The sequence below is a fragment of the Streptomyces sp. NTH33 genome (assembly GCF_003236365.1).
Classification (GTDB): Bacteria; Actinomycetota; Actinomycetes; order Streptomycetales; family Streptomycetaceae; genus Streptomyces.
The window spans coordinates 25,462-40,815 of record NZ_POTZ01000007.1 but is presented as its reverse complement, the minus strand read 5'-3'; the positions used below and the strand labels follow the sequence as shown (position 1 = coordinate 40,815).

The window sequence follows — 15,354 nt, the reverse complement described above, 5'->3', positions numbered from 1 at the left end:
ATCTGATGACGCAGGGCCAGGATCTCGACATCCTTCTCCCGGTCGCTCATCGGCAGCAGTCGCAGCATCGCGAAGGCGTTCGTCATACCCAGGTACACCAGTCTCAACAGCACGGCCGATCATCATGCCGCCTCCACCGTCCCCCGAGCGAGAGCACCGACGCGGGTGACCACGGTCGGCGCCGAAACCCACTCCCACCTGCATGGATGAGGTTATCGGCAGGGGCAGGCCGCAAACGCTGGACTATGCGCTGGTTGAGCCGACACGGAGCGCGGCGCCGGTGCTGCCACCGGTCCGTTTCTCCGGGCCGCTCGCCGAACCCGGCTACGCCTCTCGACGTACCGGGCTCTCCACGACCTCTGCTCACCGAAGACCGTACAGTCCCTCAGCCGGGCAGCGTTCTCCACCTCAGCTGGTTGATCTTCGGTGGCACCAGGCTGGCCGCAACCTTCCGGCGTCGCCGGCGTCTGTCGGCCGGGGCTACGGCTGGATGGCGTAGGCCTCGATCTCGGGCCGCACTGTCACCCACTGGGTCTCGGTGAAGGCCTCGATGTTCGCGCCCGGACCGCCGAAGCGGACACCGTTTCCCGATGCGCCGACGCCGCCGAACGGTGCGTTCGCCTCGTCGTTGACCGTCTGCTCGTTGATGTGTACCTTGCCGCTGTCAATACGGTCCGCGATCGAGAGCGCGGTGCCTACATCACCGAGCAGGCCGACCGACAGGCCGTACTTCGAGGAGTTCACCAGGTCCACCGCCTCGTCGAGGGTGCGGTACGGCACCACCGGCGCGACCGGGCCGAAGATCTCCTCCCGCCACGCACGCATCGAGGTCGACACCGCGCCGAGTACGGTCGGCCGGACGAAACGCCCGGTCACGTCGCCGCCGGCGAGAACCCTGGCGCCGTCCCGAACCGCATCGGCGACGATCGACCGGATCTGGGCTGTCTGGGTGTCGTCGATGATCGCGCCGAGCTGGACCTCCTCGCGGTAGGGATCTCCCACCGTGAGCGACGTCGCGATCCGGGCGAGCTCCGTCACGTAGGCGTCGTACTGCGACTCGTGCACCAGATGGCGGCCGGCCGTCTGACAGATCTGGCCCTGGTGGAGGAACGAGGCGTACGCGCCTGCTGCGGCCGCCCGCTCGATGTCGGCGCCGGGCAGGACCAGGATCGCGTTGTTGCCGCCGAGTTCGAGATGAGCCCGCTTCAGCAGCCGGGCGGCGGCCTCTCCCACCCGGCGTCCGGCCGCCGTCGAGCCGGTGAAGGAGACGACTCGGACCTCGGGAGCCTCGACGACGGCCGCGCCGACCTCCGCGCCGCCGGGAAGGAACTGCAGAACGCCGGCCGGCAGCCCCGCCTCCTCGAAGACGCGCTGCAGGACGACCCCGCCGCACACCGAAGTACGGGGATCTGGCTTGAGCAGCACTGCGTTGCCGAGTGCGAGCGCGGGCGCCACGGACCGGATGGCCAGCGTCAACGGGTAGTTGAACGGCGAGATAACCGCGACCACACCGGCCGGCACCCGTCGCGCGAGAGACCACCGCTCCTTGTTGCTCGGCAGCACCTGACCGTGGGGGTGACTCGGCAGCGCCGCTGCCTCCCGGCATTCCGCGACGGCGGCCAGTATCTCGCTTCGTGCCTTCGTCCAGGATCCGCCGGACTCACGCACGATCCACGGGGTGATCTTTTCGGTCTCCCGCTCGAACACGTCGGCCGCTGCCCGGAGGACCGACGACCGCGTCGCCGGCGGCAGCGCCGCCCAGGAGCGCTGCGCCGACCGCGCCCCGGTGGCCGCCGCCGCGACCTGGTCGACGGACGCGGTGCCCAGTGTTCCGAGTTGATCGCCGGTCGTGGCCTCGCGAGCGGCGAGGGCGGCACCCTCGCCGGGTTTCCACCCGTCCACACCGATCCGGCCAGTCCACATCTCGGGGTCGAGCAGGTCCACCGTTCCTCCTACCGGTTCTTCCATTGGGGCGCGCGCTTCTCCAGGAATGCGCGGACGCCCTCCGCGCGGTCCTCGCTCGTGTACGGATTCGGGCCGGCGTTCAGCCGCAGGGCCGACGGCATCGGAAGCCCCCAGCTCTTGGTCGCCATCTCCTTGTAACGCCGCAGGGACACCGGGGAGTTGGCGACGATCTCCTGGACATACGCCTCGACGGCGTCGGTGAACGTCTCACGCGGCACGACCCGGTTGATCAGCCCAAGGTCCCGCGCCTCCTCCACCGGAATCGTGCGGGCCGTGTACAGCAGGTCCATCGCCACGGCACGCGGGACAAGCCGGGGCAGTACGACCGAGCCGAAGTTGGCGCCCATGCCCCGCCGGGCCTCGGTCAGCCCGATGGTGGCTCCCTCCACGGCGATCCGCACGTCGGAGGCGAGCACGATCTCGCACCCTCCGGCGATCGCATGGCCGTTGACGGCGGCGATCACGGGTTTGTAGGTCTCGAGCATCACCTCCAGAAGGGCTCGGTAGGTGCCGGTCATCGGCGTGTGGACCTGGCGGCCCGCACGCGCGATGTCGTCCATCTCCTTCATGTCGCCGCCGGCGCAGAACGCCTTGTCGCCGGTGCCGGTGATGACGACCGCCCACACGTCAGGGTCCTCCCCCGCTTCGACGAACGCCTCGGTGAGCAGCCGTACCGTGTTCCGGCTCATCGCGTTACGGCGGTGCGGCCGGTTGATCGTGATCCGGGCGACCCGGTCGCGCACCTCGTAGAGGACCTCGTTCTCCTCGGCCGGTGTGAGTCCGTCGGTCATGGCCGGTCTCCTTCCCGCGCGGCCTGGATGACACCGGCCTCGATCAGCGCGTCGATCTCTTCAGTGGCAAGGCCGAGCGAACCGAGCACGTCCCCGGTGTCGGCGCCCAGCTCGGGTGCGTGGCTGCGGTGTGCGAGGTACTCGCCGTCGAACGTGATGGGAGTGTTCACCACCGTCATGTTCCGCAGTGCCGGGTGTTCGACGGCCATGACCTGGCCCAGGGCCTGGACCTGAGGATCCGTGAGTACCTGGTCGAGCGTGTGCACCGCGGAGTGCGGCACACCGGCCACCTCGAGCCGCTTCACCAGCTCGTCCGTCGTGAACCGCGAGGTCGCGGCGCCCAGCCGCTCGTTGACCAGGCGCCGGTTCTTCACCCGGGCCAGGTTGTCCTCGAAGTCTGGCTCGCCGACGAGTTCCGTCGCCTCGATGGCGTCGAGGAGCCGGTGGAAGGTGTCGTTGTTGCCCGCCGACAGGAAGATGTAGCCGTCCGACGTCGGGAATGCCCCGTTGGGTACGTTTCCCCTGAAGCCCGAGCCCAGGCGCTCCGGCACCGGCTCACCGGCCGCCACGCCCATCAGCGGGGCCGCTACCCAGGCGAGTGCGGACTGCAGCAGTGACACCTCGATGTGCACGCCCTCCCCGGTCCGCTCCCGGCGGCGCAGCGCCTCGAACACGCCGAGCGCCAGCCACATGCCCGTGCTCATGTCCATCATCGACAACGGCACACGGGCCGGCGGTCCGTCGTCGGAGCCGGTCATCGCCACGACGCCGGAGTAGGCCTGCAGCATCGCGTCGTAGGCCGGCTGCAGGTGGCGCGGTCCGGTCCGGCCGTAGCCGGTCATCTCGACGTAGATCAGCCGCGGGTTGAGCTCGTGGAGCCAGTCCCAGTCGAACCCGGCGGCGGCGAGGGCGCCCGGCCGGAGGTTCTGCACGAGGACGTCGGCCGACGCGATCAGGTTCTCGAGGACCTTCTTGCCCCGCGTGTCCTTGTAGTCGACGACGACGGACTTCTTGTTCCGGTTGAACGCGAGGAAGGTCACCGACACGCCGTCGCGTACCGGGGCCCAGCGCCGCGCCTCGTCGCCGCCGCCCCGCCGCTCGACCTTGATGACCTCGGCGCCGAAGTCGCCGAGTATCTGGCAGCCGTACGGTACGGCGATGCTGGTCCCGATCTCGACGACGCGGATGTCGTCCAGCGAATGCGCGGTCACGCCCGCACCCCTTCCCGCGCGGTGAGCCGCGCCTCGTACTCGTCCCGGGCCGCCGACCGCACCGGCTCCCGCCACGGTGACAGCGCACCCTCGTACACCGACGGCCCACACCGGAAGTGCTGGGCCTGTTCGAACGTCTCCACGAACGGCATGTCCATGGGGTACACTTCGCGGCCGGTCGGGCGCGGTCCCGCCGCCGTCACCTTCGACCACAGTTCGTGCCCGACGACTTCCTGCGCGATCACGCCGGCCTCGACCAGGGCGGGCACGGACAGGCCCGTCTCGATGCCCTCGGCCTCCATGAGGTGGGCGAAGTCCTCGGTCGGGATCATCCGGGTGGCACGGCCGTTGCCGCAGTAAGGGCAGCCGCCCATGCCGCCGACGGAGGTGTCGACCAGCACAGTGTGCCGGTCGTCCAGCTCCTGGATCGCGGTGTAGGCCGAGAGCATGGCCATCCCCCGGGCGTCGTGCAGGTGCAGGTGGAAGTCGCGGATCTCGGGCCAGGTCGCGAGGATGCGGCGGAACATCGACCGGACGGCTGCGGGGGTGTTCCAGCTCATCGGGTCGCCGAGGTGGATCCGGGTGACCGGGACTCCGGCCGCCGACCATGCGTCGTACTGCAGCTGGAGGAGCCGCATCCGCTCGTCCTCGTCGAACTCGCCGAGCCAGTTGGAGCCCCACGCCGCGTTGATCGAGATCTCCGCGTGGGTCGCCCCGGCCGCCCGCGCCGCTTCGATCATCTTGGGGATGGCGGCGATCTCGTCGGCCTGGCTGCGATTGATATTCCGCCGCACGAAGACGTCGCACAGGTGCACCTTGGTCCGGCCAAGCGACGGGTCCGGGAGGGTGAGCTTGTCCGCGTATGCCGCCCGGCGTTCGGCGCCTTTGGGATTCAGCGCGAGCGCGGTGTAGCGCACCCCGTCGACCGGGGTGAATCCCTTGATGACCTCCTCGACCTGGGCCATCTGCGGGACCCACTTGGGGCTGACGAACGCGCCGACGACGATGTGCCGGAGGCCGGTTTTCGACAGCGCGTCGAGGAGGCGGATCTTGTCGGCGACGGAAATGTCCGCGCTCTCGATCTGCATGCCCTCGCGCATGCCCTCCTCCTGCACGACGACGGTCGGTCGGCCGGTGGTCATCGGTACTCCTTCCTCGGGATGGATGCGGTGAACGCCGCACCGGGCAGGCCGGCGAGCGCATCGAACAGTCGGTCGGCTTCCGCGGCGCGCAGAGCGCCGGCCGCGCAGCAGTCGTCGAACTTCGCGCGCATCTCGGTGTCGGTGAGGGGGTCAGCCGACTGACCGTGTGTGACGTCGACCCGTTCCGACGTGGTCGTTCCGTCGTCGAAGGCGAGTTCCACGACGGTGTATCCGGTGGAGAATCCGGCCGGCCCCGTCGGCGGCACGGCGCTTTCCCGCACGGTCACCGAGCCCATCAGCGCCCGTACCGCGGGGTCGTTGAATCCCTCGTCCGTGAAGGCGCCGAGCGTCACGTCGCCGCGCAGACAGGCCGCCGCCAGTGTGTACTCGAGGCTGAACTTCGCCTGCGTCGGCGTCGTCGGTGCGCTGTCCCGCAGCGGCTTAGTGCCGCGTGGGTGGAGTGTCGCGGTGATCCGTGCGGGCGTCCGTCCGGCCGAGTGCTCCCGCAGTTGCAGGATCGCGTCGATGCCGCGATGGGTCGCGTAGCAGCTGGGGTACCGCTTGATTCCCCAGTCGCCGACCCAGGCGTCCGTCCAGTACTCGAGCCGCTCGAGGAGCGTGTCGGCCACGGAGCCCACCGGCGAGAGGTCGGGGTCGCCGTAGCGCTCGAGGAAACCGCCCGGGGCCTCGAGCTCGGAGGTGTTCGCGGTGAATCCGGCCTCGGCGAGTTCGAAGGCCATGACACCGTCGCGGGCGGCCGTGCCGGCGTGCAGCGGTTTGGTCATCGAGCCGAAGTTCGGGCGGCTGCCCGCCACCAGTGACGCGGCGATGCCGAGCGCGTTGCGGGCGACATCCACGTGCGCGCCGGTCAGCCGTACGAGGGCGGCCACCACGGCGAGCCGGCCGACGGTCGAGGTGGTGTGCCATCCGCGTGCGTAATGCACGTGCTGGGGCAGTACCTCGGCGACGGCGCGGAATGTCGCGGCGCCGACGTCGTAGGCCGCGACGAAGCGGTCGGCGGGCACGGCGCGCGACTCGGCCACCGCGACCAGAGCGGGCAGGAGCACGGCACTCGGGTGCAGCGGCATGCTGGGCGAGATGTCGTCGTAGTCGAGGAGGTGCGCGGCGGTGCCGTTCACCAGAGCCGCGAGGGAGACCGATGTGGCGGTTCCGGACGTCCAGAGGGTCGCGGGTCCGGTGCCGGCCTCGTTCTCGGCCCAGGTCCTGAGGATGCGCTCGCCCTCCGTGCCCGCGGCCCCGATCGACACGGCAACCGTGTCGACGAGAGCCCGGGACACCTCGGCGGTGTGGTCGCCGCGGGCGGTGTCCGCGCCCACGGCGAAGCCGGCCAGCACCTCGGTGACGCCCGTCTCCCCGAGTCGATGGGAAATGGCAGGTGTCGGTGTCATGGCGGTCAGAAGGACTTCGGCAGGCCGAGCGTGCCGTGGGCGATGCCGGCCAGCACGATGTTGTTGCTGATGGGCGCCGTCGACGGCAGTCGGGCCTCACGGAACTTACGCTCGATGCCGTACTCCTCCGCCGCCGCGTAGCCGCCGAAGGTGTCGAACGCGGCGTTGGCGGCCTGCCACAGTGCCTGCGAGGCCAGCAGCTTGGCCGCGTTGACCTCGAACCGGGGGTTGTCGCCGGCCGCGTACATCTCCGCCGCCCGCCAGCGCATCAGCGACGCGGCCTGGAGGTTGGTGTAGGCCTGGGCGATCGGGAACTGCACTCCCTGGTTCATGCCGATCTTGCGGCCGAACACCTCACGCTCGTTGGCGTATTCGACGGCGCGCCCGATGAGGTAGAAGCCGGCGCCGATGTACTCGCTGGTGACGATCACCCGTTCGGAGTTCATCCCGGAGAGGATGACGCGGAATCCCTTGCCCTCCTCACCGATGCGGTTGGCGACTGGGACCCGGAGGTTCTCGATCGCGAGCTCGTTGGTCTCGTGGTTGACCATGGTCTTGATCGGGGTGGCGCGGATCGTGCCGTCGGCCAGCGCCTTGCGGAGGTCCACGAGGAGCACGGTGAAGCCGTCGGTCGGCTTGGCGGCGTCCTCGCGCCTGGTGGTGCGGGTCAGCAGGAGCAGCAGGTCCGAGTGCTGCACGCGGGAGATGAAGATCTTGTTGCCGTTCACGACGTACTCGTCGCCCTCGCGGCGGGCGAAGGTACGGATGCGGGTGGTGTCGCTGCCGGCGTCGGGCTCGGTCACGCCGAACGACTGCAGGCGGAGCTCACCGGACGCGATCCGCGGGAGCCACTCGGCCTTCTGCTCCGGGGATCCGTGCCGAAGGATCGCCCCCATGGTGTACATGCCGGCGCGGGCGGCGCCGGCGTGGCAGCCGCGCCGTTCGAGCTGTTCCAGCACGACCGCCGCGTCGCGGATGTCCGCGCCGCCGCCGCCGTGCTCCTCGGGGATCAGCATGCTCATCCAGCCGGCCTCGTAGAGCGCGTTGACGAACTCCTCCGGGTACCGGCGTTCCTCGTCCAGGGTGCGCCAGTAGTCGTTGTCGAACGGCTTGCACAGGGCGTCGATCGCCTCGCGGATCGCGATCTGCTCCTCGGTCAGGCTGAACGCCGAGGACTCGATGAGGTCTGTCATGGGGCGCCCCTTCCGGTCTGTTGTCCCGCTCGTCAGCAAACCGGACCGTGGGAGGGCGGGGTAGCGAAGCTTTCACCGAGTGGAATTTGGCCGCGGCCGGACCCGTCGCTCGCATGCGGAAGGTGTGATCCCCGGGCCCGAACGCGCCGGCCGTGGAGAAGCGGGCATGGCACGGCCCCGCCGGCCCGGTTGCGCCGGGCCGGCGGGGCCGTGCGTCAGGAATGGTCAGCGGCCGAAGGCGGTCTTCCAGATCTCGGCGTCGGCCTCACCGTGCTTGACCTCCGCCTCGGCGGGCATGAGCCACACCTGGTCGGAGTCCAGAGCCGGCAGTTTGTGTCCGGTGGCCACCGGCGGGGCGACGTCCGCACGGACGGAATAGTCACCGACCTGGCTGATGACCTTCTGGCCACGCTTGGAGAGCGCGTAGTTGAGGAACACCTTCGCCGCCTCCGGGTTCTTCGCCGTCGCCGCCTTTCCGGCGAAGAAGCTGAACAGGACCAGGCCTTCCTTCGGCACGACGTACTGAATGGGCGCGCCGTCCTTGGTGACCGCCACGTTGACGGCCGCCGTCCCGGCCGTGGCCACCGCCAGCTCACCGCGGGCCAGCGCCTGTTGGCGCTCACCACCGCTGTCGAAGATCGTGGGCTTCAGCTCCGCGAGCTTCTTCCAGTAGTCGGGGTCGACCTTCTCCTGGATGAAACGGTTCAGCGCGATCGACGACCCGCCGGCGGTGCCGGTGACGAGACCGACCTTGCCGGAGTACTTCGGGTCCAGCAGGTCCTTCCAGGACCTCGGGGCGTCCTTCTTCGCCACCTGTTGCGTGTTGTACGCGAAGGTCACCACGACGTTGGCGAACTTGACGAAGGCGGCATCGTTCAGCAGCAGACCGTCCTGGCCCTTAACGGGCGCCGGTGTGTACGACGCCCAGATGCCCTCCTTGTCGAAGGTGTCGGCGACCGCGTAGTCGGAGGTGATGATGACGTCGGCCGGGAGTCGGCCGGCGCCGGCCTCGGAGCGTATGCGCTCGGACAGCTTGTTCGTGACGTCGCGGACGATCTTCACCTCGATACCGGTGTCGGCGGTGAAGGCGTCGTTGAACGCCTTCTGGTTCGCCTCCTGGTAGGAGGTGTACAGGGTGAGTGTCTGCTTCTTCGCCGCCTCGTAGGTCTTCTTGTCGGCGATGGTCTCTCCGTCGATGACGAGGCCGTTGCTGGAGTCGACCTTGGCGTCGTCACTGACGACAGCGCTGGTGCCGTCGCCGGCACCGCAGGCGGCGAGCCCGGCTGTCAGAGCGAGCGTGATCGCAGAGGCGAGCGCACCGTTACGGATTCGCATGGATCTGCCTTTCTTCGGGTTGGGTGGTGGGGATGCTCTATTCGTCGGATCAGGCGCCTGCACCGTTGAAGCGCCGCTCTCTGGCCGCGGCCAGCTGTGCGGAGACGGCGATCACGGCGATGACGACGACGAAGACGAGACTGATCGCCGCCGAGAAGCTGAGGCTGCCGTTCTCGAAACTTTGGAAGACAAGGATCGACAGCACCCGCGTGTCGGAGGTGTAGAGGAACAGCACGGCGCTCATCTCCCGCATGCCGAGCATGAGCAGGAGCAGAAGCGTCGACACGATGCCGGTGCGCATCAGCGGCACGGTGACGTTCCGGATGGCCCGGAACCGGCGGGCGCCCAGGAGGACGGCACTGTTCTCGAGGTCGGGATCCAGTTGCAGCATCGACGAGGACACGCTCCGGTACGCCTGCGGCATCGTCACCGCGACGGTGGCGACGGCCAGGAGCGCGATCGTCCCGTACAAGGAGACCGGGAGGATCAGCCAGGCCCACAGGATGCCCATGCCGAGCACGACCTGAGGGATGGCCAGCGGTGACATGCTGACCTGTTCCAGCAGTTGACCGAGCCGCGATGTCGTCCGGTAGCGGATGTACGATGTGGAGAACGCGATCGTCGTGCCCAGGACCGCGGCGACGACGGCCACCACGACCGAGTTGACGGTCGACGTGAGGAAGTCCTGCTGGCCGATGGCCTCGGACAGCCGTTCCAGCGTGAACCCGCGGCTGAACATGTCGGCGATGTGGTTGACGTACACCGATCCCGATGTCGAGGTGACGATCAGCGCGAGCACCGGCAGCACGACGGAGACCACGAAATACAGCACCGCGAATCCCGTCGCGACCCGGCGTCCCCACCGCAGTGGCACCGGACGCGGCCGGTTCCCCTTTCCGGAGAGCGTGGTGAACCGCTTCCGGTTGACCACCCGCTGCTGCAGGTAGGTCGCGACCAGCAGGGCGGCCGTGAGCGCGACGGCGATGCCCGCGGCGGCGTTGGCCCGCACGGGTGAGGCGGCCATCAGGTGGTAGATGTACGTCGGGAGGGTCTCGATGCCACCGGGGTTCCCGAGTATGGCGTTGACCGGGAAGTTCTCCAACGACAGGGCGAACGACAGGATCGCCGCGCCAGCGAGGGCCGGGACCGCCAGCGGCAGCGTCACGGTGCGCAGCATGCTCCACAGGCTCGCGCCGTGGACCGCGGACGCTTCCTCCAGATCGGCGTTCATCATGGAGAACGAGCTGTGCGTGAGCATGAACGTGTACGGCGCGTAGTAGACGCCGAGAACGAAGACGAGCCCGCCGTACGAGTAGACGTCGAACGTGACCGGGACGCCGAGGTCACGCAGGGCGATGTTGAGGTAGCCAGCGGTGGGACTGGCCAGGAGGGACCACGCCAGCGAGCCGACAATGGACGGCAGGAACATGGGCGCCATGCCCGCGATGAAGATGAAGCGCCGCCACGGGGCGTCGGTGCGCGCCGCGATGAACGCGAGGCTTGCGCCGATGACGAGCGACACGACCGCCGCGCCCGCGCCGATCCCCACCGAGTTCAGCAGGCTCCGTACCCCGTTCTGCGTCGCCAGGATCCCGAAGTTGCCGGACGTGAACGAGCCGATTCCCGCGTTTCCGGGACGGGGCACCTCGGTCGTCAGGGCTGCGACGACGATGAACGCCACCGGCAGCACGATCAGCAGCGCCAGCACCACGGCGATGATGCCGCCGGGGATCTCGCGACGGGCGCGCGTCAGCGCCGAGCGGGCCGAGGTCATGAGCCCACTCTTTCCAGGGTCGCGGCGGGCCGCGTCGCACCGGGAGCCGCGGGAGCCACAGCCGTCTCCGGCAGGACCTGGACCGCGGCGGGATCGATCGAGACCCACACCCGCGCTCCGACCTCGAACCGGGTGTTGCCGCGGGCCGAGGCGAGTACGTCGAGCTCGAGCTTCCCATCGATGCTCACCGCGTAGCGTGTGCTCGCGCCCTGAAAGCCGGCCACGAGGACGGTGGCGGGATACACGTTGCGGCCGGCCGGCCGCTCCGCGGACAGGCGCACGTCCTCGCTGTGCACGCACGCCTTGAGCCCGCCCTTCCCGCGGCCGGGTTCGGGAGCCGTCGACGTGATCGGCAGGCCGCTGCCGGCCAGGGTCCAGGTCCCGGTCCCGGTGCTGGCGACGTCGACGTCGAGCACGTTCGCCACACCGAGGAAGTGCGCGATGGAGGCGCTCGCCGGCGAGTTGTACATCGCGTCGGGTGCGTCCATCTGCACGATCACGCCGTCCTGCATGAGCGCGATGCGATCGGCCAGTGCGAACGCCTCGAGCTGGTCGTGGGTCACATAGACAGTGGTCAGGCCCAGCCGGAGCTGGATCTCGCGCAGTTCGACCCGGAGCCGATCGCGCAGCCGCGCGTCCAGGTTGGACAACGGCTCGTCGAGCAGCAGCACCGAAGGCCGCATGACCAGGCTCCGGGCGAGCGCGACCCGCTGCATCTGGCCACCGGACAGCAGGCTCGCCCCACGGTCCGCGAAGCTTTCCAGGCCGACGAGCTCCAGGGCCTCGGCCACCCGCTGCTTGATCTCGGCCTTGGCGACCTTCTGCAGTTTCAGGGAATAGGCGACGTTCTCGAACACCGTCATGTGCGGCCAGACGGCGTATGACTGAAAGACCATGCCCACGTTGCGCTTGTTCGGCGGGAGGTTGATCCCGGCCTCGGCGTCGAACACCACGGTGTCGCCGATGGTGATACGTCCCGCCGTCGGTTCCTCCAGCCCCGCGATGCACCGCATCGTGCTCGTCTTGCCACAGCCGGACTTGCCGAGCAGCACGACGGACTCACGGTCACCGATCTCAAGATCCATGTTCTTGATCGCAGCGACGCCGCCGTACCGCAGCTGAAGGTTCTCTATGGTGATCTTCATCCTGATGGGGAGGCCTCTCTACGCGTAGAACGTCTGGGCTTCGATGAGCACCGGCTCATCGGCGGCGAACGCCTTCGTCAGCGCGTCGCGGAAGTCCGCCTCCGTGGAGACGGACTCGGCCGCGACGCCGTAGCCGTTCGCGAGCCTGACGAAGTCGATGTCGGGCAGCTCGAAGCCGGGGAGTCCGGTGGCTGAAAGCCGTCGTCCGAATCCCTCGAGGGCACCGTACGTGCCGTTCCGGAGGATGACGAAGGTGACCGGAATCCGGTACCGGGCCGCCGTCCACAGACCGACCAGCCCGAAGTTCGCTGAGCCGTCGCCGATGGACGCGACCACGTGTCGTCCGGGCTGTGCGAGCTGCACACCGACAGCAGCCGGCAGCCCGAACCCGAGGCCGCCGGCGGCCGCCGAGTAGAACGAGCCCTGGTGCCGTATCGCGACGTTGGACCAGAACGCTTCTGCCGTCGACGTGGATTCGACCACGTGGATCGCGTCTTCGGGGGCCAGCGCGGAGATCGTGCGGAACACCGTGTCCGGGTGCATGCGGTCCGGGCAGTCGAGCCCGGCGGTGCGGTCGGCGCGCGTCGGAGGAGGCGTGCTCCGGGGTGCGACCGAGTCGGCGAGGCGGGCCACGGCATCGTCGACCGGGGCCAGGTAGGCGTCCCCGAACGGTGCGCGGGTCACCTCCGACGGGTCGTCCGAGATGTGGATCAGCCGCGAACTGTCGGCCAGATACCGGCCCGGGTGCTGGTGGTGGTACCGGAACACCGGAGCGCCGAGGACGAGCACCACGTCGTGGCCGGCCAGCAGTTTCGCGATCCCGGTGACGTTCGCCGGCAGGACGCCCTGGAACAGTGGGTGCGTCGTGGGGAACGGGCAGCGCGCCGGGGACGGCGCGATCCAGACCGGCGCGCCAAGACGCTCGGCCAGCCGCACGGCGTCACCGTTGGCATGTCGCGCGTCGACCTCCGGCCCAAGGACGAGCACCGGACTGCGGGCGGCGTCGAGACTCGCGGTGATCTCGGCGAGGTGCCGGTCGGCGAGCGCCGTCGCGTCGGTGACGGCGCGCCGGACGACGAAGTCGGGGTTCTCGCCGGCGTCCTGGTCCCAGTCGTCGTAGGGAACAGAGATGTGAGTTGGGCCCTTCGGAGCGAGGTTGGCGAGGTGAATCGCCTGGGCGAGGGACCGGACGACATCGCCGGAACTGAGCGGCTCGGTGCTCCACTTCGACAGCGGCCTCGGCAACTGGGCGGCGTCATGACTCGCGACCATGACCTCCTGGCCGACCGTGTCCCGCACCTGCTGCCCGGACAGCACCACGACCGGCGACTTCGAATAGACAGTGTTGGACAGCACGCCCATCGAACTGCCCGTGCCGGCAGCCGAGTGCAGACTCACCAGGGGCGCCCGGCCGCTCGCCTGGGCGTAGCCGTCGGCCATCGCCATCACGGCGCCTTCGTGCAGACCGAGGATGTAGCGGAAGTCGCTCGGGAAGTCCTGGAGGAAGCGCAGCTCGTTCGAGCCCGGGTTACCGAACATCATGGTCATGCCGTGACGGCGGAGCAGACTGAACGCCGCGTCCCGAATGGTCGTCATTGATCTCCCTCTCACACGGGCCTGGTGCGCCTCGTTTCGGCAAGGTTAAGAGCGCGTCATATCCGGCCCAACAACGAAATCTTGAACCCTGCATAGATGACATCTATGTTGCATGCCATGGCCAGCTACGACCTCGGGATGGTCCGCGCCTTCGTGCTCATCTATGAGACCGCCAGCGTCACCGCCACAGCCGAGCGCATGTACATCAGTCAGCCGTCGGTGAGCTACGCCCTGCGGCGGCTGAGGAACCTGTTCAATGACCCGTTGTTCCTGCGGCGCGGACACCGGCTGGAACCGACCGCCGTCGCCGAGGACCTCTACCCCCGGCTGCGGCAGCTCATCGAGTCCATGGACGACGTGATGTCTCATGCGTCCCGCTTCCGGCCCGAGAACTCGACGAGGACCTTCCGCCTGCGCCTGACCGATGTGGGGGTGACCGGGCTTCTGCCGCGGATCCTGCACCGGATCCGGGCCGAGGCGCCGCAGGTGGTGATCGATGTTGGAGCGCTGACCATCTCGACCGTGGTCCAGGAGCTACGGTCCGGACAGGCCGACGCGGTCATCTGCGCCACCCGGATCGACGCCCCCGACCTGCTGCGCGAACCGCTGTTCACCCAGGCCTACGTCGGCGTCTGCGCCCCCGACCACCCCCGGATCAGCGCTGCCCCCACCCTCGCGGAATTCGAGGCGGAGAAGCACGTCGGCGTGGCCGCGGAAACCGGCCATCGCTCCTACGACCTGCGGATCAGTGAGCTCGGGATCGCCCGGTCGGTCTCGGTCGTCGTGCCGTCGTTCCCCGGGCTGCCGGCCGTCCTGGCCGACACCGAGCTGCTGTCGTTCGCACCCGAGATCGTGGCGCAGCGCTTCGAGTCCAACGGCCTGCTACGGAAGTTCAAGCTTCCGTTCGACGTGCCGATCAGCGAGTCGGCGCTCTACACGGTCCGCCGGCAACTGCCCTCCGCGGAGTTCGACTGGTTCCGTACGTCGCTCATCGAAGCGTTGCGGTGACACCGGGAGACGCGGCGTGGCCGTACCGATGCGCCAGGTCCGCGCTGATGGCACGTGCGGCGCCGAGCACGCGCGGCACAACCGTCCGCGGGTCCGGGATCCGCGTCTCGGGGAACGAGACCGCAACACTGGCGGCGACGCCGCCGTCTTCACCGAAGACCGGCGCTGCCACCGAGGTGCGTCCGGGCAGGCCGTCGTCGCGGGAGACACCGAAGCCCTGACGGCGGATCTCGTCAAGGAGGCCCCGCAGGCCGGGCAGCGTGGCGGCGAGCTGATCGGAGTGCGCCGCCGCGTCGCACAACTCCCCCCAGGCGTCGTCGCTGTAGGCGAGCAGCACCAGCCCGCAGCCGGTTGCCTGCAGCGGCATCCTCCGGGTCGCCCGGGACGAGCCGGGCGTGGATTTCACCCGGGTGATGCGGTCGGCGAACATCGCGTTCGCTCCGTCGCGCACGCCGAGGTACGCGGTGCCCCGCGTCACGAGGTGCAATTCCACGAGGTAGGGCTGGGCGAGCTCCCGCAGCCGCCGCGGTTGCGGGGCGCCGATGCCGAGCCGCCAGATACGCGGCCCGAGGCGGTATTGCCCGCGCGCCACGCGCTCGGCGGCTTCCCACTCCACGAGAGCGGACAGCAGCCGGTGCACGGTCGCGGGAGGCAGCCCGGTGTCCGCGCAGATCCCCGCCACCGTCATCTCATGACCGCCGGCAAGACAGTCCAGGATCTCGAACGCGCGGCCGAGGACGGTCCGCTTGGCATCGTCGTGTTCCACTGCGTGATGGGCCATCAAC

The 15,354-nt window shown here is 69.2% G+C and carries 12 protein-coding genes; 1 reads left to right on the top strand and 11 read right to left on the bottom strand.

Translation table 11 applies throughout. The features are described 5' to 3' along the window. Nucleotides 1-480: 480 nt before the first annotated feature. The 10 genes from C1I97_RS01535 to mdlC all read right to left on the bottom strand — a co-directional run bounded on the left by C1I97_RS01535 (nt 481) and on the right by mdlC (nt 13,561). Nucleotides 481-1,944, bottom strand: coding sequence for an aldehyde dehydrogenase family protein (locus C1I97_RS01535; RefSeq protein WP_111001403.1), 1,464 nt, complete (start codon nt 1,942-1,944; stop codon nt 481-483). An 8-nt stretch (nt 1,945-1,952) separates the two neighbouring features. Then, nucleotides 1,953-2,756 carry an enoyl-CoA hydratase/isomerase family protein gene (locus C1I97_RS01530; protein ID WP_111001402.1) on the bottom strand — a complete coding sequence of 268 codons (804 nt, stop codon included), beginning with the start codon at nt 2,754-2,756 and terminating at the stop codon, nt 1,953-1,955. Further along, the gene (locus C1I97_RS01525; protein WP_111001401.1) at nt 2,753-3,967 is read right to left on the bottom strand and encodes a CaiB/BaiF CoA transferase family protein; all 1,215 of its coding nucleotides are present in this window, start codon (nt 3,965-3,967) and stop codon (nt 2,753-2,755) included. The genes C1I97_RS01530 and C1I97_RS01525 overlap by 4 nt, the downstream gene beginning before the upstream one ends. After that, the gene (locus tag C1I97_RS01520; protein WP_111001400.1) at nt 3,964-5,109 is read right to left on the bottom strand and encodes a citramalate synthase; all 1,146 of its coding nucleotides are present in this window, start codon (nt 5,107-5,109) and stop codon (nt 3,964-3,966) included. Before C1I97_RS01520 ends, C1I97_RS01525 begins: the two co-directional genes overlap by 4 nt. Continuing rightward, nucleotides 5,106-6,518 carry an MmgE/PrpD family protein gene (locus tag C1I97_RS01515; protein WP_111001399.1) on the bottom strand — a complete coding sequence of 471 codons (1,413 nt, stop codon included), beginning with the start codon at nt 6,516-6,518 and terminating at the stop codon, nt 5,106-5,108. Before C1I97_RS01515 ends, C1I97_RS01520 begins: the two co-directional genes overlap by 4 nt. A 5-nt stretch (nt 6,519-6,523) precedes the next feature. Further along, complete coding sequence (locus tag C1I97_RS01510) at nt 6,524-7,711, bottom strand: acyl-CoA dehydrogenase family protein (protein ID WP_111001398.1); 1,188 nt, start codon at nt 7,709-7,711, stop codon at nt 6,524-6,526. A gap of 225 nt (nt 7,712-7,936) precedes the next feature. Next, nucleotides 7,937-9,046 (bottom strand): ABC transporter substrate-binding protein, encoded by a 1,110-nt coding sequence (locus C1I97_RS01505; protein WP_111001397.1) that lies wholly within the window; start codon nt 9,044-9,046, stop codon nt 7,937-7,939. A gap of 49 nt (nt 9,047-9,095) precedes the next feature. Further along, nucleotides 9,096-10,820 (bottom strand): ABC transporter permease, encoded by a 1,725-nt coding sequence (locus C1I97_RS01500; RefSeq protein WP_111001396.1) that lies wholly within the window; start codon nt 10,818-10,820, stop codon nt 9,096-9,098. Next, nucleotides 10,817-11,965 (bottom strand): ABC transporter ATP-binding protein, encoded by a 1,149-nt coding sequence (locus C1I97_RS01495; RefSeq protein ID WP_111001395.1) that lies wholly within the window; start codon nt 11,963-11,965, stop codon nt 10,817-10,819. Before C1I97_RS01495 ends, C1I97_RS01500 begins: the two co-directional genes overlap by 4 nt. Nucleotides 11,966-11,983: 18 nt before the next feature. Then, nucleotides 11,984-13,561 (bottom strand): benzoylformate decarboxylase, encoded by a 1,578-nt coding sequence (gene mdlC / locus C1I97_RS01490; RefSeq protein ID WP_111001394.1) that lies wholly within the window; start codon nt 13,559-13,561, stop codon nt 11,984-11,986. Between the two features lie 117 nt (nt 13,562-13,678). On the opposite strand from mdlC, the gene C1I97_RS01485 reads away from it, so the two are divergent. Beyond that, nucleotides 13,679-14,569 carry a LysR family transcriptional regulator gene (locus C1I97_RS01485; protein WP_181446510.1) on the top strand — a complete coding sequence of 297 codons (891 nt, stop codon included), beginning with the start codon at nt 13,679-13,681 and terminating at the stop codon, nt 14,567-14,569. On the opposite strand, the gene C1I97_RS01480 is transcribed toward C1I97_RS01485, so the two are convergent. After that, a complete protein-coding gene (locus C1I97_RS01480; RefSeq protein WP_111001392.1) occupies nt 14,550-15,350 on the bottom strand; it encodes an IclR family transcriptional regulator in 801 nt (266 codons plus the stop codon). The genes C1I97_RS01485 and C1I97_RS01480 overlap by 20 nt on opposite strands. Nucleotides 15,351-15,354: the final 4 nt, after the last annotated feature.